The organism is Sporosarcina sp. Y838, from assembly GCF_056786515.1.
The window spans coordinates 1-19,927 of sequence record NZ_JBXCJD010000008.1 but is presented as its reverse complement, the minus strand read 5'-3'; the positions used below and the strand labels follow the sequence as shown (position 1 = coordinate 19,927).

General features: G+C 39.6%; 19 protein-coding genes. 5 read left to right on the top strand and 14 right to left on the bottom strand.

The genetic code is table 11. The features are described from left to right. The first annotated feature begins 5 nt into the window (after positions 1-5). Positions 6-671: a 3'-5' exonuclease gene (locus AC1TO4_RS12255; RefSeq protein ID WP_482105556.1), complete on the top strand. Its 666-nt coding sequence runs from the start codon at positions 6-8 to the stop codon at positions 669-671. A 148-nt stretch (positions 672-819) separates the two neighbouring features. Here the strand turns inward: AC1TO4_RS12255 and AC1TO4_RS12250 are convergent, their stop codons facing one another. The 10 genes from AC1TO4_RS12250 to argC form a co-directional block, all read right to left on the bottom strand. After that, entirely contained in the window at positions 820-2,364 is a 1,545-nt protein-coding gene (locus AC1TO4_RS12250; protein WP_482105555.1) for an S-layer homology domain-containing protein, read from the bottom strand. 168 nt (positions 2,365-2,532) lie between these two features. After that, positions 2,533-2,760, bottom strand: coding sequence for a stalk domain-containing protein (locus tag AC1TO4_RS12245; protein ID WP_482105554.1), 228 nt, complete (start codon positions 2,758-2,760; stop codon positions 2,533-2,535). Continuing rightward, positions 2,761-3,210 carry a hypothetical protein gene (locus AC1TO4_RS12240; protein ID WP_482105553.1) on the bottom strand — a complete coding sequence of 150 codons (450 nt, stop codon included), beginning with the start codon at positions 3,208-3,210 and terminating at the stop codon, positions 2,761-2,763. A gap of 2 nt (positions 3,211-3,212) precedes the next feature. Then, positions 3,213-3,419, bottom strand: coding sequence for a hypothetical protein (locus AC1TO4_RS12235; RefSeq protein ID WP_482105552.1), 207 nt, complete (start codon positions 3,417-3,419; stop codon positions 3,213-3,215). Positions 3,420-3,430: 11 nt separating this feature from the next. Beyond that, on the bottom strand, positions 3,431-4,405 hold the full coding sequence (locus tag AC1TO4_RS12230) for a hypothetical protein (protein ID WP_482105551.1): 975 nt from the start codon (positions 4,403-4,405) through the stop codon (positions 3,431-3,433). A 32-nt stretch (positions 4,406-4,437) separates the two neighbouring features. Continuing rightward, positions 4,438-5,085, bottom strand: coding sequence for a hypothetical protein (locus AC1TO4_RS12225; RefSeq protein ID WP_482105550.1), 648 nt, complete (start codon positions 5,083-5,085; stop codon positions 4,438-4,440). 319 nt (positions 5,086-5,404) lie between these two features. Continuing rightward, on the bottom strand, positions 5,405-6,559 hold the full coding sequence (locus AC1TO4_RS12220) for an acetylornithine transaminase (RefSeq protein ID WP_482105549.1): 1,155 nt from the start codon (positions 6,557-6,559) through the stop codon (positions 5,405-5,407). Then, positions 6,556-7,335 (bottom strand): acetylglutamate kinase, encoded by a 780-nt coding sequence (gene argB / locus AC1TO4_RS12215; protein WP_482105548.1) that lies wholly within the window; start codon positions 7,333-7,335, stop codon positions 6,556-6,558. The genes AC1TO4_RS12220 and argB overlap by 4 nt, the downstream gene beginning before the upstream one ends. Further along, the gene (gene argJ / locus AC1TO4_RS12210; protein ID WP_482105547.1) at positions 7,298-8,524 is read right to left on the bottom strand and encodes a bifunctional glutamate N-acetyltransferase/amino-acid acetyltransferase ArgJ; all 1,227 of its coding nucleotides are present in this window, start codon (positions 8,522-8,524) and stop codon (positions 7,298-7,300) included. Before argJ ends, argB begins: the two co-directional genes overlap by 38 nt. A gap of 15 nt (positions 8,525-8,539) precedes the next feature. After that, a complete protein-coding gene (gene argC / locus AC1TO4_RS12205; RefSeq protein WP_482105546.1) occupies positions 8,540-9,574 on the bottom strand; it encodes an N-acetyl-gamma-glutamyl-phosphate reductase in 1,035 nt (344 codons plus the stop codon). Positions 9,575-9,788: 214 nt separating this feature from the next. On the opposite strand from argC, the gene fabI reads away from it, so the two are divergent. After that, entirely contained in the window at positions 9,789-10,568 is a 780-nt protein-coding gene (gene fabI / locus AC1TO4_RS12200) for an enoyl-ACP reductase FabI (RefSeq protein ID WP_482105545.1), read from the top strand. Positions 10,569-11,273: 705 nt separating this feature from the next. Here the strand turns inward: fabI and argH are convergent. From argH to AC1TO4_RS12180, 4 genes are all read right to left on the bottom strand, one after another. Further along, complete coding sequence (argH, locus tag AC1TO4_RS12195; RefSeq protein WP_482105544.1) at positions 11,274-12,602, bottom strand: argininosuccinate lyase; 1,329 nt, start codon at positions 12,600-12,602, stop codon at positions 11,274-11,276. Positions 12,603-12,808: 206 nt separating this feature from the next. Beyond that, positions 12,809-13,912, bottom strand: a complete 1,104-nt coding sequence (locus AC1TO4_RS12190) for a Ger(x)C family spore germination protein (protein ID WP_482105543.1) — start codon at positions 13,910-13,912, stop codon at positions 12,809-12,811. Then, positions 13,909-14,991 (bottom strand): GerAB/ArcD/ProY family transporter, encoded by a 1,083-nt coding sequence (locus AC1TO4_RS12185; protein WP_482105542.1) that lies wholly within the window; start codon positions 14,989-14,991, stop codon positions 13,909-13,911. The genes AC1TO4_RS12190 and AC1TO4_RS12185 overlap by 4 nt, the downstream gene beginning before the upstream one ends. Before the next feature lie 3 nt (positions 14,992-14,994). Further along, the gene (locus AC1TO4_RS12180; RefSeq protein WP_482105541.1) at positions 14,995-16,461 is read right to left on the bottom strand and encodes a spore germination protein; all 1,467 of its coding nucleotides are present in this window, start codon (positions 16,459-16,461) and stop codon (positions 14,995-14,997) included. 210 nt (positions 16,462-16,671) lie between these two features. On the opposite strand from AC1TO4_RS12180, the gene AC1TO4_RS12175 reads away from it, so the two are divergent. From AC1TO4_RS12175 to AC1TO4_RS12165, 3 genes are read left to right on the top strand one after another with little or no spacing between them, the layout of a single operon-like run. Next, positions 16,672-17,577, top strand: a complete 906-nt coding sequence (locus AC1TO4_RS12175) for a DoxX-like family protein (RefSeq protein WP_482105540.1) — start codon at positions 16,672-16,674, stop codon at positions 17,575-17,577. A 10-nt stretch (positions 17,578-17,587) separates the two neighbouring features. Continuing rightward, positions 17,588-18,202 carry a DUF4166 domain-containing protein gene (locus AC1TO4_RS12170; protein WP_482105539.1) on the top strand — a complete coding sequence of 205 codons (615 nt, stop codon included), beginning with the start codon at positions 17,588-17,590 and terminating at the stop codon, positions 18,200-18,202. Then, positions 18,189-19,787, top strand: coding sequence for a YndJ family protein (locus tag AC1TO4_RS12165; protein ID WP_482105538.1), 1,599 nt, complete (start codon positions 18,189-18,191; stop codon positions 19,785-19,787). The genes AC1TO4_RS12170 and AC1TO4_RS12165 overlap by 14 nt, the downstream gene beginning before the upstream one ends. The last annotated feature ends 140 nt before the right edge of the window (positions 19,788-19,927 follow it).

Here is a 19,927-nt window from a genome sequence, read left to right as displayed (position 1 = left end):
AAGCTATGTTTTGGAAAAAACAACAATCAAACTATAAACTGGAACAATCATTTTTGCTAGATACAAAGCTTAGAAATATGCCGTTTACCGTCTTCGATACTGAAACGACAGGATTTGCAATTTCTGCAGATGATCGTCTGATTGAAATAGGTGCTGTCCATATTGAAAATAGTGTAGTCACTGACAGTGTATTTCAGACATTTGTAAAACCATCACGTCTTATACCCGAACATATTACGAAGTTGACATCTATTGAACAACATCATGTAGACAATGCACCTACCCCACTTGAAGCAATCGAAAGCTACTTTCAATTCTTTAAAGATACGAATAGTGGGGGTTGGATTGGTCACCATTTAAGTTTTGACACTCTGGTTTTAAAAAGAGAATTACAGCGAGTTAAATGTACATATGAAGTGCCTTCTACCTTTGATACATTTGATTTAATCAATTATTTAAATCCATCATGGGATCAGTTTGATTTGGAAGAATACGCGCGGATATTTGGTACACAAATATTTGAGCGACACCGCGCACTAGGGGATGCCCTGACAACCGCTCATTTATTTATCGAATTATTGAAGCGTCTTGAAGATAAGGGAGTTATTACGCTAGCGGACTTACTTAGAGTAAAGAACAATAAAAAGCAGCAGAATGTTGCTTTGTTTTAGCTAAATACACCAAAACAGGACCCAATGAATAAATTGGAGTCCTGTTTGGCTATTCTTTATCTCCTAACTCCGATAAACCCCTTAAATTAAAAAGCACCCCGAAGGATGCTTTATTGTTATTTCCCCATCACATCTTCAGAAATACACGTTACTTTAAATACCTTCTGGCCCCTGAAAAGTTTACTTTGTATGGGTGTGTATTGATAGATATAATCTCTACTTTTCTGCTCGAATTCGGGGCATGAATCATTTGGTTATTCCCGATATACATTCCTACGTGGTACACCTTCCCTTTTCCTTGATTGTAAGCGAAGAATAACAAGTCTCCGGGTTGCATATTTTTCTTGGCAACAGGAGTACCGTTTACCGCCTGAACAAACGAATCGCGCGGAATCATAATGCCATGATTTTTGTAAACTGAATGAATAAGACCTGAACAATCGAAGCCGAAGCCTGATATGCCTGACCAGATGTATGGAAGACCCAGGAACATTTTTGCGCTATCGACAATGTCTTTTTGAGTCGGTTTTTGTATTGATGCGAAATTTTTAACGATTTTCACATCTTGTTTGCGTAAATACTTCACCCCACTTGCCGGTGTTTGAACGTGAATCCAGTCTCCTTCTTCTTTTATGACAGGTAGAATTGTCGTATAGCTAATATCCATAAATTTGCTTGCTTTTTTGGGTTCATTATAAAGAGTGGCAATATTTGTATCTACGATTGCTATTTGGCAATCAGTGTAATTGGAAGCTGTTTCAGTTATGTGTGTTTTCGGGACCCAACCGGGATATCCCGCTTTGTTCCTGGGCGAATATTGATCCTTCACAGCAATTTCATGCCAATTTCCACTACTTTTTAAAATAACGACTTCCTGTCCGTATAAAGCTTGCGTATCCGTCTTTCCTACAAGCCATAACTTTTGGCTTACGGACATACTTTTAGCCCATTTTTGAATATCGGTAGGACTGGAAATAGAAGGCCGATCCACTACGCGGTTTTTATTGGGTGATTTCCACAAGTTTGTCACTTGAACGTTGACAACAGCAGTTTTTTTACTGTCTACCTTCGAACAGACAGGTTTCTTTTTGAATTCGGGATTTAGTATACGTGCAAGGAACACAGCAAAATTAGCTTTCGTTATGAAGGCTGTCGGTTTATAAGTATTGTTTGGATAGCCTACTGTGATTTCATTGGCATATAGCGTTTTAATAGAATTTGATGCCCAGTTTGATGCATTGACATCTTTAAAAGAATGTTTAGTAGTACCTTGCAATTTAAATGCACTCACTAGGATTGCCGCCATCTGTCCCCTTGTTAACTTGTTGTTCGGCATGAACTCTCCGCTTGCATTGCCTTTCATAATACCTTCATCTGCCATTGTTGCAACGATGGCATAACCCTCATCTTCAATAGTAACGTCGGAGAAATTCGGATCCGGCCGATTCAAAGTATCGAGACCGAGTGCCTTAATAATCATAGCCGAAGCTTCTAGGCGTGTAATTTCTTCATTCACACCAAAGTTCTCCGATGGATTTGCAAAAATAATACCTCGCTTCGCCAAAAAGTCCAATTCCGCTTTCGATGCATGCTTGTCTGTAACGTCTTTGAATAAAGGTGCAGCAAAAACTGTATCTATTGCGGTAAACATAAGGAGGATTGCGGTAAAAATCACCATAAATTTTTTCGTCATTTAGATTCTCCTTTTCTACTAACAGACTCTATACTCAATAGTACAATAGAAAGAAAATTCCGCATAGTCTTTCCTGATAAAAGTGCAAAGAAAAAGTATGAAACGTCTGCCTTGTTAAGGGCAGTCCCATCGTTTCATACTTTTTATATATGCCACGCTTTTTGATTGTTAGTGTTGAATTAATAGTTCAAGAAAATCTTCTGAAACGTACGTTTTCATAACTTTCAATTCAGGTGCAACTTCGAATTTACCAACGCTCTTGTTAAAGCCATACATTTTGTCTCCGCGTTGAATTGTGAATGAGCTGTTGCCAAGTGTAACTAGTACACCGCCGATTTTTGGTTGAGATAGAACATGATAACCTAGATGCTCAGTCACTTTACGAAGTGAAATCATCTATGTACCCTTTTTCATGTAATGATCTACTGCAATGAGTTCTTGTAATTTCACCATTTCCTCTGTTATATAATCAAGTGCAATGATTTTGGTAGGCGTTGTTTGAGCCGGTATACTTTTTGTTGTTGCGGAATAGAAAATAGCTAACTCTTTGTCGTGTAAATCTATTTCTTTAATTTTCTTGCCTTGCTGATTTAAGAGAATTGTATCTTCACCGATATTCAATTTCAATTGGTTATCTAAGCTAAGAAGTTTTTTATCAAATTTAGCAATTTTCACTTCACCATGGACGATTTCAGGAGTGACTGTTGCTGGGTAAATCAAAATCATCGGTTTATTTTTATCATAATAAGCTTCGATGCTTGCCCCTTTTTTAAGATCCGCTAGGTTAAGGTGCTTTGTTGTTCCACCGTTAAACTTCAGGGTATTATCATTAATACGCAAAATCATGATTAATCCCTTATCATTATCAAGTGTGACCCGCGTCTTTTTCCATCCTTTTCAGCTTCTTGAATAACCCCTGTAAATTTCATATAGTTTGTCGCGTTTTCTTCTTTACCGCTACTGACTTCCTGTAGCTGGTGTTCATCTGCATGGGCTGAATAGCTACCAAACAAATCGAATTTGACGAGTTCACTGGAAGAAGTTACACTTTTCACTTTTTATTTGATTAGCTCCAATAACTTCCTGTTTTTCGTTTTCGATTCATCAAATATAGCGCGTAACTGATAAGTGCAGTCAGTACAATCATGAGACAGTGCATAAAAAATGCCGGTGTAAAAAGAAAGTCTAGTATATCTCGTCCTTCTGTATGCCGCGCGAATGCGTTATATGGATTATCTTTCTTATATTTAATCGGTAATACGCCATCCCGGTATTTAAGATATGTGTTCTTTTTTACTTCTTTTGTTAGATTAATTGGTTCACCATTTGTGTCTTCGTAAGCAAGTGCCAAATAATAATAGGTCTGGTGATCGTTGCCAGTTCCATGATCAAGAGAATGATCCGTTATTGTGGCAATGGTTTCAATATAATCTTTCCCGTAATACTTTTCATAACCATTTTTCAAGTCTGCGGTCATTTCGCGATAACAAAATACAAGCATTAGAAATAAGCCGCCCCAAGTTATAATATTAAATATAATGCTCAAACCGAAGTCATGTCTGTCCAGAAACGCTTCAAACCCTTTAAATTTGAACAATAAATATAAAATATAGCCCATTGGATAAATACCGACTAAGAACAACGTGAAATAAAAACCGCGATATTCAGATTCCAGTTCCCTCTGCGTGTTAAAAACACCTTGAATATTAAAACCGTCGATTTTATCTCCAAATTCAAGTCTTTCAAATTCTTTTTTAGATACAGAAACTTTATAGCCATCTTCAATGTTTTGTGTCGTTTTTTCCAAGAGCTGCGGCCTAAGAAGTACGATATAGGACAATCCATCTAACAAATACTTTTCAGCAGTTTTATCAAAAACACCCGCAATCGTGGCATTCATCAATTGTTCTTTTTTTACGTCCTCGTTCCGTTGCCAATTTATGATGATAACCCCTATGAGAAAAATGAAAAAAATGAATCCCGCTACTTCATATCCTATCCGTTTCCAATCGTTCTCTATCTTTTTCTTATTTTTTTTCATCAGAACCGCCTACTTCATCAACAAAATTATTATTACTGAATTTGTATAAATTCCATTTCAGTGAAGTCAATGTAAATCTGATAGCCATCTTGCCATTGTTCTTTTAACCATATAATGCTCTCATGCATTTCTTCGCTATGCCTTTGTGCCCGTTTCTCCAGCTCATCCACTTCATTAAAAGCAGCTAAACACCATTTGGGATCGGGTAGTAAATTCAACCATTCAACTTCTTCTTTATCTAAACTTTCAGTTGGTGACATTTCCATGGTTACCGGCAACAAGGTATTCCACTTACTTCCTAATCCAACCTCTTCGATGAATTTCTTCATTTCTAACGCAAAGTGATACGGCAATTGATAAGTGTCAAGATCATCCCAACTGGACACTTGAAGTTTATAATAGATAATTGGCTCTTTTTTCATTAACTTATCAACTAAGTTCTGTTTGACCGGACTTTCAACAAATGTGACATTTCGAATTGCCTCCATTTTTATGGGGGTTTTCATTTGCTCATCGTTATAGTTCAATATTGTTTTATGTACTTTTTCAATATCTTCTTCCATTTGTTTTAATAATGTAGATAATGACTTTTCTTCTTCCAGTGTTAATCCTATGGTTACTTGTTTTTCACGGAAGTTTCGAATACCCATGAATAGATTGATTCTCTCACTATCTGTCATTTTCTTACCTCCTGTATATTATCTAATGAAGTCTCTTACTATACAGTGTTTTCACAAAATAAGTTTCAATATTTATCCAATATGATTCCGAGGGTTTAGAATATTGACATTAAACTGTATAAAAGGCCTAGCAATTAGTTGAAAACCAAAAGGACCCGCTATATAGTAGCAGGTCCTTTTGGTGTACCTTCAGACTAGGTCAATTTACCAGAATAATTGACTAGGTCAATTGAAATTAATAATTGATCTAGTCAACTTACTAGACAATTTGACTAGGTCAATTGAATAGTGCTTCACTGAACACTTTAATTCAAGTACGCTAGTAGTTTGTTGTCACTTTTTCACTTAGCAAAATGGTAGTAATAATATCCACTGCTTTATCCATCTCTTCGTATGTAACTGTTAAAGGCGGTAAAAGTCGAATAACGTTACTTCCTGCTTGGACGAGCAGTAACCCTGCCTCTTCTGCCTGTTGAATGTATGAAGACACGTCTTCACGGCATTGAATCCCCAATAACAATCCAGCACCACGAATTGAAAATTGATCCTCCGGTAATAGCGTCTGCACCTTTTCAACAAGGTAGTTTGACTTGTCTTTAACTTCTTGCAAGAACTCTTTCTCGAAAACAATATCTACGACTGTTTGTGCAACCGCAACGGCAAGTGGGTTACCGCCATATGTTGTGCCATGGGTACCAGGTCCAAATGAATCGAAGAGCTCGCTTGACCCAAGCATAGCCCCTATCGGGAATCCTCCTCCCAATCCTTTGGCAAGTGTCATAATATCGGGTCTTAGAACCGTCTGTTCACTGGCATAACGGGTCCCCGATCGACCGATTCCTGTTTGCACTTCATCGACAATCAATAAAATTCCGTTTGTTTTACAAATTTCCGTTATTTTTTGTGCAAATTCAGGTTCGATTGGATGAACGCCACCCTCACCTTGAATAACTTCTAACATGATTGCAGCTACATCTCCGTCAATCGCTGCTTCCAATTGCGCTACGTCATTGTAAGGAATAATGCGGAATGTCTCCAACAACGGGCCAAATCCTTCGCGAACTTTAGGTTGCCCAGTTGCGGACATTGCGCCAAATGTACGTCCGTGAAAGGATTGTTCAAAAGTAATAATGACATTTTTCTGTGTATGTTTACGTGCCAATTTAATGGCTGCTTCGTTTGCTTCAGCGCCGCTGTTACAGAAAAAAGCGTGGCTAAAAGGAGTTCCTTCCACAAGTTTAGCCGCTAGTTTTTCCTGTTCAGGACTTTCAAATAAGTTTGATGTGTGCCATAGTTTCTCACTTTGCAGTTTCACGGCTTCGACAAGTTTTTCATTTGCATGGCCTAAACTGACGACTGCGATTCCACTTGTAAAATCGAGATAATCTTTCCCTTTGTCATCAGTGACGATTGTCCCTTTTCCTTTTACAAGATGAACAGAACGTCGCGCGTAATTATTAAATAATGTACTCAAATGAATGCCCCCTCGTATTTAATGTCAGTTCCTTTTAGTTGCTGACCGACAATTTGTACGGACGGAATGCCTGCATGTAAACAATCAAGTGCAGCTTCCACTTTCGGTAACATGCCTCCGTAAATCTCTCCTGTTTCAATCCACTGCATTATTTCTATTTGTGATGCTTTTTCTTGGACAATTCCTTTTATTTGAATACCTGGAGTATCCGTGACGAGGAGAAGACTGTCCGCCTTCATCGCAAATGCTATTTTACTAGCGACCGTATCCGCATTGATATTGAGCGGAGCACCGTCCTCTGACGCACCGATACATGAAATAACCGGTACAAGCCCTGCTGCTAGAATATTTTCCAGAAGTTCTGTTCGGACATGCTGAATTTCCCCTACAGATCCATACACCTCTTCATCAAGCACTGTACATATAAGTAGTTTTCCGTCATATCCACTCATACCTATCGCATCGATGCCGCCTTTATTTAATTGATGGACAAGGGCTGGATTAACTTGACCCACCAACGTCATTTGAATAATTCCTACCGCTTCTTTCGATGTCACCCGAATACCGTTTAACACGGAGGACAATACGTTGTTTTTGGCCAATTCATTATTAATGAAAGGACCCCCTCCATGAACCAGTATCAGTTCATGTCCTGTTTCCTGCAGTTGTTTAAAGTTATTGAAAAAGGCTTCGTTCAATCCTTCAAGCATACTGCCACCTAGCTTAATAACAATTCGTTTACGATCGGTATGTTGCGTTAATTTGGACATAGTCATATGTTAAATCGCACCCCCATGCCAACCCATGACCGTTGCCTTGGTGAAGGTCGACTGTAATTTTCACTTCCGACTTTTTCAAATAGCCGGATAGTTGTGCTTCAGAAAAAGGAACAGGTTCACCGTTTTCAACTACGATTGTTGATCCCATCTTAATCTTAATGGCATTTGGATCTAGTGTTGCACCACTATACCCGACAGCCGCGATAATTCTTCCCCAGTTCGCATCACAACCAAAAATGGCTGTTTTTACAAGTGGTGACCCAACGACTGTTTTGGCAATTTTTCTTGCTTCAGCATCCGAAACTGCACCTGATACCTCGACTTCGATGAGCTTTGTCGCCCCTTCTCCATCCTTAGCTATCATTTTTGCAAGATCTTGGGATACTGCGTGCAATGCATTAACGAACAGTTCCCAGTCGGGATGTAATGGTGTCAGCGCACTATTTCCTGCTAACCCATTCGCCATAACTAGTACCATATCATTTGTAGAGGTGTCGCCATCCACCGTAATTGAGTTGAACGTTACGTCTGTTACAGTTTTAAGAGCTGCTTGCAGATGAACCGATTCAATGTTGGCATCAGTTGTAATGAAACCAAGCATCGTAGCCATATTCGGGTCAATCATTCCCGATCCTTTTGCTGTCCCCGCAAGAGTAATCTTCTTGCCGTCGATTACCGTGCTGTATGCAGTATTTTTTGTAACTGTATCTGTCGTTAAAATCGCTTGAGAAAATAGAATAGATCCTTCTAATGCAGAACTTGGTTGAAGTTTTGGAATCCCTTTAACAATGGGTTCCATTTTCATTATTTCACCGATAACTCCAGTAGATGCTACTCCGACTAACCCAGGAGCGATTCCAAGTTTTTCTGCTGTCTTTTGTTGCATTAGACGTGCATCTAGCAACCCTTGTTTTCCTGTGCAGGCATTGGCGTTTCCTGAATTCACGATGATTGCCTGCATTTTTCCCGTTTGTTTTATCGCTTCTTTCGTAACAAGCAATGGTGCTGCCTGAATTGCATTTGTTGTAAAAACACCCGCAACACTTGCCGGGACTTCACTGACTAGTAAAGCCAAATCATTATTCTTGTATTTTATGCCACAATGAAGCCCCGTCGCTTTAAAACCGATTGGGGACGAGATATTATTTCCTGATAAACGTTTTAATGCTCTTGCTGTTGTCGTCATAATATACCCCCTAGGTTAAATAAATGCCGGGACAAGTGAAAGACCGGTTATTTCTTTGAGACCAAATTGTACGTTCATATTTTGAACGGCTTGCCCTGCTGCCCCTTTTACTAAGTTGTCAATGACAGATACGATGGTTGCCCTGTTCGTCCGCGGATCAACTTTCACGAGGAGATCACAATAGTTCGATCCGTATACTTGATTGGTACCGAACTTTCCATTTTCTTGCATAACTCGGACAAATGGATGATCAGCGTAGGTTGTCGTTAAGCAATCCACGAGTTGTTGCTCCGTAATTCCTTCCATGACGGGTGCATAGATTGTCGCGAGTATTCCCCTTGTCATCGGAACTAGATGTGTACTAAAAGTGATGGGCGCTGTTTCTTGTGCAAACATCGAAAATGCCTGCTCTATTTCTGGTATATGCTGATGCTGATTCAATTTATAGATGGCTGTATTTTCATTCGTTTCACTGAAATGGGTCATTTTATTGGGTGTATTGCCTGCCCCAGACACACCACTTTTTGCATCAATGATTAATTGAGTTGCATCAATCAAGTTATCTTTGAGTAAAGGCAAGAGCGCCAACAGAACCGCCGTAGGATAACAACCAGGATTAGCTATTAGTTGCGCTTGTCTGATTGCATCAGTATTCCATTCGGTCAGACCATATACACTATGCGCAACCGCGGATGCCGGTGCAGGTTCTTTTTGGTACCATTGCTCATATTGAGCTAAATCTTTTAAACGGAAGTCTCCAGACAAATCGATCAGGCGAGGTCCTTTCCCTAGTAACGGAGGAAGAAGCTTACTTGCGACTCCCGCAGGTGCACTCGAGAACACGACATCGAATTCCATTAACTTTTCGTACTCTATTTTTTGGAGTGGCTGATCGGATATATTCATTAGATGCGGAAAATTATGCGAAAAGACAATTCCTTCTTTAGATGATGTGAATAATTCAATTTTTTCAACTTCAGGATGGTTGTGCAGTAGCCGGATGAGCTCTAGTCCACCATACCCTGAAGCGCCAATGATTCCTACCTTCATGACAATCACTCCTGTTTGTAAGTTAAGCTTATTATATGTATGCATAATTATAAAGTCAACTGTATTTTTATTTATTTCGTGAGTTACATTATTGAATGCGTTTTCATTTATTATTTTTGTTATTCACACGAATGAAACAGATATGCTATAATTCACTTAGTATCTGGTACTAATAATAGGCATTGAATTACACTTGCCTAATCAGGAGGTTACTATGGAAGATTTATTGAAACTAAAAGGAAAAAATATTGTGGTAATGGGTGTGGCGAATGAACGGAGTCTTGCTTGGGGAGTGGCCAAAACACTTTTCACAGTCGGTGCAAACGTGATTTTCACATACCGGAAAGAGCGTTCACTCACTAAACTTGAAAAGCTGTTAGGTACGGCGGGTTACGAGGCAAAACTGATTGTGCAGTGTGATGTAAACGAGGATGAAAGTATCCATGAAGCGTTCGGTACAATCGGCGCAGAAGTCGGTACAATTCACGGAGTGGTCCACTCACTTGCTTTTGCCCATGCTGAGGATTTAAAAAACGACTTTGTAGAAACGACAAGAAGCGGATTTGCATTTGCACAGGATACAAGCGCTTATTCACTTATTGCAACGGCAAAAGAAGCTCGTCCATTTATGACGGAAGGCGGTTCTATCGTTACGATGAGTTACTTGGGGGCACAGCGTGTGCTTGACGGATATAATGTAATGGGAGTTGCGAAAGCCTCGCTTGAAGCATCTGTTAAGTATTTGGCGTTTGACCTTGGAAAAGATAATATCCGTGTCAATGCAATTTCAGCTGGTGCAATTCGGACACTATCCGCAAAAGGCATCGCTTCTTTCAATAAAATTTTGACTCAAATTGAAGAGAATGCTCCTTTGAAACGTAACGTAACACAAGAAGAAGTAGCGGAGATGACACTGGTCACGTTAAGCAACCTATCCCGCGGCGTAACTGGTGAAATTATTTATGTAGATGCCGGCTACAATATAATGGGGTAATAGCGCTAAGTACCCACTTAGACGCGATTCCTGGTCATGAAACTTATGCTATAACTTGTCTGTGGATTAACCAATTTCGGCATAAAACACGGGCGAGTAGGACTTAAAAACTGCCATTTTGACTAGACTATTTTCGGCACGCTTTCGGTGAATTAATCACGACAGTTTTACCGTGGGGCATGTGTGGGTAGAAGTGACTCTGTCACTTCTACCCACACTCTTTTCGGACATACTGTTATGATTAATTACCTGTCGCGTTCCTACAATATTCAAGTGAAAAATGCGATTGCTTAGGAAAAAAAGAATAGATGACTTCCAATAGAGAGTGTAAGTGCCCGAAGATGCAATTTCGGGCACTCTTGCACGTTGTATATTGTATTCTTTGTTATGCTCTAATAGATTCTCCTAATTATAGAGATACCTTATTAGAAGGCTTGAGCGGTCAAAATTGTATCTTTGACCGCCCCTCTCCATATAAGAAGCGATCTATTCTTTCGTCCCGAAAAGCTTCGGAACTACTTTTACTATTGTCTTTGGAGAGCGACGGATGAACAATCACCATAAGATTACCGAAAAAATAAATAGCGGCTATACATGTAGTGCCCAGCGTGACATCAAGTTATTTACTGGCTATTCTTGGCGTATCAACGAGTGGGATACTTTATATTACAAAAAGGGACTGTCTGGATAAGACAGTCCCTTCTTTCATTTCCCCACTTGCTTCATCAAGTGCTTATTCCCTTTTGAAATGATGTTTTCGTAGTCAATGTAATCATAGATATCATCCGTAATCTGATTGCTGAACTTCGCCAACTCTTCAACTGTCAAATCCTCAATCGCTTTCTTTTGTTGTTCGCAGTAAATAATCAATTTCCCGACGATTTCATGAGCGTCGCGGAATGCTGTCCCTTTACTCACTAAGTAATCGGCAACTTCTGTGGCATTCAGAAAACCAGCTTTAATCGCTGCTTTCATGTTATCCGCATTTACTTGAAGTGTGTCAATCATTTTCGACATAATTTCTATACAATCCAACACAGTATCAAGTGCATCGAAAAATTGCTCTTTGTCTTCCTGCATGTCCTTGTTATATGTCAAAGGTAGCCCTTTCAAAGTCGTTAGCAGTGAAAATAGAGAGCCGTAGACACGCCCCGTTTTCCCGCGGATCAATTCTGCCGCATCCGGATTTTTCTTTTGTGGCATGATGCTACTTCCCGTTGAATACGCATCTGCCATGTCGATGAATTTGAATTCCTGGCTACTCCACAATATAAGTTCTTCGCTCAATCGGCTTAAATGCATCATCAGTATAGAGAAATTCGACATTAGTTCAAGTAAGTAATCACGATCACTAACGCCATCAAGGAAATTATCCACAGGTTTTGCAAAACCTAATAAAGCCGTTGTCACTTCACGATCAATATTATGCGTTGTACCAGCTAGAGCCCCGCAACCTAATGGGTTTTCATCCAAAATTTCGATTGCGTTTCCAACACGTTTTTTATCCCTTTTGAACATTTGAGCGTACGCACCTAAGTGATGGTTGAATGTTACGACTTGCGCACGCTGTAAATGCGTATAGCCAGGCATGATTACATTGTTTGCTGCACCTTTTTCATACAACGAATCGATGAGCATTTGAAGATTGTCCATCACTTCCGCCGCCTTGCCTTTTGCGTATAAGCGCATGTCTACTGCAACTTGATCATTACGGCTGCGTGCTGTATGCAGTTTCTTTCCAGTCTCGCCAATACGTTCTGTTAAATGCATTTCTACGAATGAATGTATATCCTCGTAATTGCCTTCAATTTTAATGGTACCTGTTTCAATGTCATTCAAAATCGATTGGAGACCGTTTACGAGTAGCTCCCCTTCTTCCGGTGTTAATAAATCACAATGCACTAACATTGTGACATGCGCCAAGCTACCAGCAATGTCCTCTTTATATAATCTGTGATCTACAGGTAACGATGTATTAAACTTCTCCATTATTTCATCTGCACGACTTGTAAAACGCCCGCCCCAAAGTTTCATGTATTCTGCCACTCCTTTTTTATACTACAAGCACTCATTTTCAAAATCCTTTATGCATAAATATGTATAAATATGAATTATATTTCATAATTGCTTATTTAGCAAGAAGTATTATGAAACAGCTAATAGTTCGGGTTTTCTCTACACTTCACAATTTCAACAAGCGTAACCCATCGTTACGCTCGTTAAATCATCAATTTAATAACTTATTTTAAAACCCCTGTATTAAGAAGTTTGAAATCTACACTTACTTTGTAATCTACCGACGCAATTACTTTTTGAGTTAACTTTTCATTCCATTTCCCTTTATGATACATTCTGAAATATTCACTGAAACCGACAGGGTCAACTTCTAATTTCCGAAGTTTTTCTAAGAGGTCTTCTACTTCCTTTTCAACATGTTTGCTAATTTCCTTCTGCAGCACTTCAAGCTCTTTCTTTTTGCTTAATTCTTTGTCCCCCTCATATTCCATCAGGGAACCCTGTAATTTAATGCGAATGGACACTTGTGGAGAATCCAATTTTTTATTACTGTTAATCTTTACTTTACTTTCAATCAATTGTATATGTAGTTCTTCCTTATCTGAGCCCTTTTCAAGGGTAATATCAATCGGGGCAAGTTTGTCCAACCCTTTTAACGCTTGGATAAGCGAAGATTGTTTACTTGGGATTGTTTCAAGCATTTTTCCGACGTCAAACAAAGCAACACTTTCAATATTAAGCGAATCCTCTTTTTTCTCCAAATAAGGCATAGATGAATGAGACACCTTATCCGTTGCTGAATTAATAAAGTCATGAAGCGTTGTAAAGGGACTAAATGCTGTATGCATTTTGGGTTGTAACAAGTCATATAAATACATATTTATACTTGGGATGTCAGGGAAAGTAGCTTTCAATACTTCTTCCGCACTGCCTTTCACGATAGCAAGACGAATATTATTTCCAACGGTTGGATCCCGGTAAAAATGTTTAGCTGTCCTTATTACATCGCCTTTCCTCGCATACTCCTCGCTAAATAATATTGTTCGAAGCTGGTTTAAGGAAATCATTTTACCCGCCTGCGTGGAAATCTCGATGAACCCTTTCTGGATTAAGGATGTATTGACTGAATAGTTTTGAGTAATTTCTTGTGAATCGCCTGTTGCTTGTGGAATCGACACCGTCATCCTTACTTCATCTTCACTGATGTAATCGAAGGCAATACTGCTGATCATCGATAAGTCCTCAACGGAATTTGAACGATTTTCTTGCGTACAACCGGCTAGACACAACAATAATGTTGGGAATATGAAGAATATAAACCGTTTCATGTAACAACCTCTTTTCTTGTTTTCAGTAAATGAATGATGCACAAGAAAATCGGCCAAATTATAAATCCATAGTTGATGTAATAAATACCTTCATATAGTCTATTTTGGAATTCCTTCGGTAACGGAATGCTTACTATGATAAATACAACAATAGCTATAATGTATAAATGACTCTTTTTTTCTTTTGCTCGTATTGAATCCAACCCCTTTTTTGCAACCCATAAAAATGCAGCCGCGGTCGTCAGGATTAGAAAAACCCACAGTGATATGGCAAAAACATCAACTCGCTCAAGAAAAGGAAGAGTAACCGCGTTATACAAATATAAAACTGGATACATCACATGTTCAAGTTGCCATTCGGAATAATAGATGACACTCGTAAAGACGGTCAAGAGGTATAAGGATACGGTCATCCATATGCCCAAAGAGGCATGTTTAAATGCTTTTTTCTGCTGGATAATATACGAAAAATAAAAAAGGATTAGTTCAAAACCGGACATTGCTATAAATCCATTTTTTGTTGCTGTGAAAAACTCCTGTTTAGTAAAGTTAAAAAGAGGCAGAATATGTTTAATGTCTCCTTCACCAATTGCCCATTTCAAAAAAAATAAAATCCAAACTACCAGGAAAAAACTAATGATACAAAATCGGGCGATTGATTTAATGCCGCCGCTGACAATGTAAACGAGCAAAAGCATGAAAATGATTAAAGGCCCAATTATTGTCCGATCCGGCAGTGCAATAACTTGTATTAGGTCTAAATACCCCTCAATAAAAGACGCCAAAATCAACGCTGTATATACAATCAGAATTCCATTGAGACTTTTCCCTACCCATTTGCCAAGCAATAACTCGTGAATCGCGAACAAATTATGATGACTGTATTTAATGGCAATCCAAATCATCGGAATAAGTAACAGGTTTGCGATAACTCCGAACAGGAGCGGGAACCACCACTGGCTAAAGCCTACCGGACTTAGTAAATTCGGCAAAGTTAATAAGATGGTGCCGCTCATCACAAGATGGACAAGAAAGACGACATGGTATCCATTCAATACCTTTGTTTGATTTTGATCCATAACCTATTCCTCTCCGTCTTCAGGGAGTACTTTTTTGCTTTCTGCAGTTGCGACACCCTTTTTATGTTTTCGGAAGGAAGGTGGCGCCAAAACAATGCTGTCCAGAAGGTCTGTCCACTTTCTAGGGATTACCGGTGACATAAAAGGGGTTCCTAAAGATGTTAAATTCACTAAATGAAAAATAAGCCATGCAAAAGCTATCATTTGTCCGTATAAACCGAAGAAACCCGCCGATAAGATAAAAATATATCGAACAAAGCGACTTGCATTACTCATTTTAAAACTTGGCGGTAAAAATGAGAGCAATGCTGAAATGGCTACCAACACAATCAATATATTGCTGACAAGACCTGCTTCAACAGCTGCTGTGCCAATAACGATACCACCGACAATACCAATCGTTTGCCCGATTTTGGTCGGCATCCGAGATCCTGCTTCTCTTAGTACTTCAATAACCAGTTCCATAAAAAGAACTTCAACGACTGGTGGGAATGGAACCTGGCTTCTTGATTCTTGTAATTTTTTCAACACTTCATAAGGTAACATTTCTGGATGGTGAGTTAGAGCAGAAATATAAAAAGGAGTTAGCATTATGGTTAAGAAGAAACCGAAAAAACGGATACAACGAAGTAATGTGGCTGTCGTCCAACGGTTATAATAATCTTCCGGGGACATGAAAAAGCCAAGAAAAGAGCTCGGACAGATCATTGCGCCTATACTGTTGTTCATCATGATAACAACCCTTCCGTCAATTAGAGAGCTTGTTACCATGTCAGGCCTTTCGGTTACTTGGTATTGAGGAAATGGAGAGAATTGATGGTCTTCCATCAACTGGGCTAAAATGGTGATATCATCAAAACCCCTATAGTCAATCGCTTCAATTTTGTTAATAACCTTGGTCAAGTTCTTCTCGTTTACAATGTGATCGATATACAAAACGGAAATTTTAGTATTTGTTTCTGTCCCAATAATAAAGTCGCGATTTTTTAAGCCAGTATTCTGTATCCGTCTTTTAATGAGGGATAGGTTTGTTTGTAGAGATTCAGTAAATGAATCCCGGGGACCGCTGACCGTTGATTCGGTATCTGAATTAGCGATTGAGCTAGTTGGTGGGCTATATGTATTCACAGTTGCGAAAAGATTTTTTGTTTGAAAATAAACAATCGTGTTCCCTTCAGTGATGGAAGATAAAATGCTAGAAATATTGACTTTCTCAGGTACTTCGGCAGATTTCAATAGGTCTTCTTTATTCGTTAACAATGGCGCAATAACAGTTCTGTGTAGAGTAAGTTTTTCGATAAGCGAACTAAGATAAATGATTGTCACAAGTTCATCGGCAGTTTGAATGTTTTTAAATACGGCATCTTCTACTTCATCAAGCTTGTTCTTAATTGCGTCAAGAAGTACATTATTGTTTTGTATGGATGTTTCATTAGTAAGACCATTCTTTTCACTCTCCGAAAAACTCATCACTACCACCTTCCTATTTTTGCATACGGTTATTATCAATCTTTCCCAAACCGTGATAACTTATACAAGAAGGCTTATGCTGATTAGTGGTAGCGGACGTCCTAGCATCTATGTCGAAGGGTGTGAAAAGCAACATCAGCAATCCACATTCTTTATGATAGTAGAGAAACTGTTTACGTGAGTGCTAGACGAAAAAATAGAGAGGTGAATATGGTGAAAAGAAAGCCAATTTACGTTGAAATACAGATTCAGACGGATATTGAAAATGTATGGGACGCTTCGCAAAAACCGGACATGCACGAACAATGGGATCTTCGCTTCTCTTCCATTACCTATTTGCCAAAAGAAGAAGGTAAGCCCCAAGAGTTCGTTTATGCGCGGACTGTGTGGCCTTTCATAAACGTTAAAGGATGGGGAAAAAGTGTTGGATCATTTCATAAAGAAGACGGTACGCGATCCTCATCCCTTCAGTTCGGAACGGAACAATGGATATCCCCCATCCGAGAAGGGCGTGGCTATTGGAAATACGAACCACAGAAAGACGGAGTAAAATTTTTGACGCAGTATGATTACGACGTCAATTTTGGTCGTGCCGGAGAAGTTGTCGATAAACTCGCATTCCGCCCAGTTATTGGTTGGGCGACTGCACTTAGTTTCGACGTGTTGAAGCGGTGGCTTGAGCGAGATGAAGCCCCCCGCTCCCAGTATTTGCGATTTTTCAGTACCTATTTAATGACGTTATTGTTTGCTTTCATTTGGATTTATCAAGGTCTTGTTCCGAAGATTATCGGAATGCACATAGAAGAGAGAGCGATGGTCGGAAGCGTTTTAGCTTTATCAGAGAAAGGAATTACGACATCAATACTTTTAATTGGAATTGCAGAAGTCATGCTCGGGATTAGTTTGCTATTTTATCGCAATAAGAGGCATTTATTCATACTGCAGCTACTGTTATTCCCGTTGCTGACGATATCGGCGATCATTGCTGTACCGGCAAGCGCAATCCATCCTTTCAATCCAGTGACATTCAATTTGTCACTAATTGTTCTTTCGATGATTGGATTGATCATAAGTAATGATGTTCCTTCAGCGAGAAGCTGTAAACGAAAAAGGTGAGGTGGACTTTATGTCGATTTTCAGACAAGTATTGGGTGATAATTTCAATCGGCTGCATCCCATGCTACAAAAAAGGTATGACCTGTCGACGGGTGCTACATTTAGAGCATCCGGCGTCATGAATGAAATCGGTGGCGGACCTGAGTGGTTGTATCCGGTTTTAAGGGCAGGTGTTAGATGGAAACTGCTTTTTCCGGAAAGAGGCATAAACATTCCATTTACAATAACGAATAAGGCGTTTGTTGCGGAGAATGGCGAAAGCCAGGTGCACTGGGAACGTGTTTTTCATTTCGATAAAAAAAGACGTTATTTTAACGCGCTTATGAGTTTTGATGCAAGACGGCTTGTCATCCGGGATTACCTGGGTGAACCGTACCTCATTTATGCCGATTTGGATTTCCAAGTAGCAACTAACGGAAGTTTGACGATTACATCACTACGCCAGCGGCTTGTTCTAGGAAAGATCGAAATTCCATTACCACGGATTTTTCAAGGGCTTGCAACCGTGACAGAAAGGTTCGACGATGAACTAGGCCTTTACCAAATTCATGTTACGGTTAGAAACCCCCTGATTGGAATCGTATTTTCGTATAAAGGGGCGTTTTCCGCTGATGTCAATACTTAAGTTTGCAAGTATACATAGTGTTTTATTTATCATCGTGGTTGTTTTCAGTGAGGATCCGTGGCCTTTTCTAATGCTCACGATTGCACAGCTCGTTTACGTCCCGTTTGCATTGCGTCTCATTATGACTAAGAATGAGTGGTTTTCTAAGCATTATTATTATTTTGCGATTCCCGCTTATTTAGCAGTAGCGCTGTTGCAAATAATACCAGATTCAAAGTGGAATGGTCTGCTAGCGGCGGTATATTTAGTGTTTACGATAAGTATCGCTTTGTATGGTTTGTCGCGATTTATAAATAGGGGATTCACGCATTCGGAAGAGTTCGCGATTGATGCGGGGCTTGTTTACATCTCGCTTGGCGGGGCTTGGTTCTTTGCTTATGTGACTGGTATTGACACTGGATTCAGTCCTCTTATTACGTGGTTGACTGCCATACATTTTCACTACTCTGCATTCTTATTGCCGATTTTCATCGGTTTACTGGGAAGACTTTATAAACCCCGGATCTATGGGATTGTCTGTTTAATTCTTTTAGTATCACCGCTGATTGTTGCGATTGGTATTACATTTTCCAGGTGGATTGAGCTACTGTCTGTCGGATTATACATTATTGGTTTAGGTGGCTTCATTATAATTGCTTGTAAAACAACATTCGCAAATAAAATACAAAAGTGGCTCGTTCGTATATCGTTTGGCGCGCTCGGAGTGACAATCATCTTTTCATTGTTATATGCCCTTGGCAATGGCTTTGGGCTGACATCCGTGAACATTGAATTCATGCTTCGTTTTCATGGCGTGTTGAACTGTGTGGTATTTGCGTTATTTGGTATTTTCGGTTGGTCTTTACAAGTTCCCGGTACAAATTTTCGTCCCCCCACTTTCCCCGTCAGTCGTATTCGAGGGAATCGGGTTATAGGTGAACACGTTCTCGAAGGCAGATTGCGTGAAAAACATCAAGGACTTGTCGACGACATGAAGGTTTACGAGCCTTTTATTCAATGCGAGACGATATCCCCTCGCATCATTGATTTCTATGAAAACACCAATGACTACCAGTTATTCGCAACGATTAACTGGCATTCTTGGTTTAAACCGTTTGCCGTTCTTTACGCGTTTATAAGCAGAAAAACCCAACAAATCAATTTGCCTCTTCATGGTAGACAAGTTAAAATGACCGGGAATGTAATTGCACTTCAGGATGAAGCGGACGGCAGAGATAATGTAAGGGCGTGGGTCCGTAAAATCGGCAATGACACTACATTCATCGCACTTTATTCACAGCATAGTACAGCAGGTCGAATGTACATGAACATTGCCTTGCCGCTACCATTTTCAACGATGACCGGGATCTTGGAACTGCATCAGAGTGAGAACGATTTGCGGCTGACCAGCAAGCCTCATTCTTGTGAATCGGATGCGGGGATTTATCTATCTTTCCTCGCCAATCAACCGTTCAAGCTTCCCATCGCGGAGGATTTTACCGTTAGTGATAGGAAAGACAGTAAATTGAGTGCCCAACATGAAATGAGTATATTTTCAATCCCATTTTTATCGATTACGTATTTAATAAAGCCTAACGGGAAGTAATAAAAACGTTGATGATTTGAAAAAACGTCTAAGGACTAAAATGGAGTAGGAGGGAGTGATTAACTCCCGACCTCTCACACCACCGTACGTACCGTTCGGTATACGGCGGTTCAATTAAGATTGATGACGCAAAGTTTCGT

What these genes read in the sequence shown, in the direction of transcription:
- AC1TO4_RS12170 (WP_482105539.1), top strand. Translation starts at nt 17,588, where the DNA reads ATGTCGATTTTCAGACAAGTATTGGGTGATAATTTCAATCGGCTGCAT.
- AC1TO4_RS12165 (WP_482105538.1), top strand. Translation starts at nt 18,189, where the DNA reads ATGTCAATACTTAAGTTTGCAAGTATACATAGTGTTTTATTTATCATC.
- AC1TO4_RS12255 (WP_482105556.1), top strand. Translation starts at nt 6, where the DNA reads ATGTTTTGGAAAAAACAACAATCAAACTATAAACTGGAACAATCATTT.
- argC (WP_482105546.1), bottom strand. Translation starts at nt 9,574, where the DNA reads ATGAAGGTAGGAATCATTGGCGCTTCAGGGTATGGTGGACTAGAGCTC.
- AC1TO4_RS12230 (WP_482105551.1), bottom strand. Translation starts at nt 4,405, where the DNA reads ATGAAAAAAAATAAGAAAAAGATAGAGAACGATTGGAAACGGATAGGA.
- argH (WP_482105544.1), bottom strand. Translation starts at nt 12,602, where the DNA reads ATGAAACTTTGGGGCGGGCGTTTTACAAGTCGTGCAGATGAAATAATG.
- argB (WP_482105548.1), bottom strand. Translation starts at nt 7,335, where the DNA reads ATGACTATGTCCAAATTAACGCAACATACCGATCGTAAACGAATTGTT.
- argJ (WP_482105547.1), bottom strand. Translation starts at nt 8,524, where the DNA reads ATGACGACAACAGCAAGAGCATTAAAACGTTTATCAGGAAATAATATC.
- AC1TO4_RS12250 (WP_482105555.1), bottom strand. Translation starts at nt 2,364, where the DNA reads ATGACGAAAAAATTTATGGTGATTTTTACCGCAATCCTCCTTATGTTT.
- fabI (WP_482105545.1), top strand. Translation starts at nt 9,789, where the DNA reads ATGGAAGATTTATTGAAACTAAAAGGAAAAAATATTGTGGTAATGGGT.
- AC1TO4_RS12180 (WP_482105541.1), bottom strand. Translation starts at nt 16,461, where the DNA reads ATGAGTTTTTCGGAGAGTGAAAAGAATGGTCTTACTAATGAAACATCC.
- AC1TO4_RS12185 (WP_482105542.1), bottom strand. Translation starts at nt 14,991, where the DNA reads ATGGATCAAAATCAAACAAAGGTATTGAATGGATACCATGTCGTCTTT.
- AC1TO4_RS12190 (WP_482105543.1), bottom strand. Translation starts at nt 13,912, where the DNA reads ATGAAACGGTTTATATTCTTCATATTCCCAACATTATTGTTGTGTCTA.
- AC1TO4_RS12225 (WP_482105550.1), bottom strand. Translation starts at nt 5,085, where the DNA reads ATGACAGATAGTGAGAGAATCAATCTATTCATGGGTATTCGAAACTTC.
- AC1TO4_RS12175 (WP_482105540.1), top strand. Translation starts at nt 16,672, where the DNA reads ATGGTGAAAAGAAAGCCAATTTACGTTGAAATACAGATTCAGACGGAT.
- AC1TO4_RS12245 (WP_482105554.1), bottom strand. Translation starts at nt 2,760, where the DNA reads ATGATTTCACTTCGTAAAGTGACTGAGCATCTAGGTTATCATGTTCTA.
- AC1TO4_RS12240 (WP_482105553.1), bottom strand. Translation starts at nt 3,210, where the DNA reads ATGATTTTGCGTATTAATGATAATACCCTGAAGTTTAACGGTGGAACA.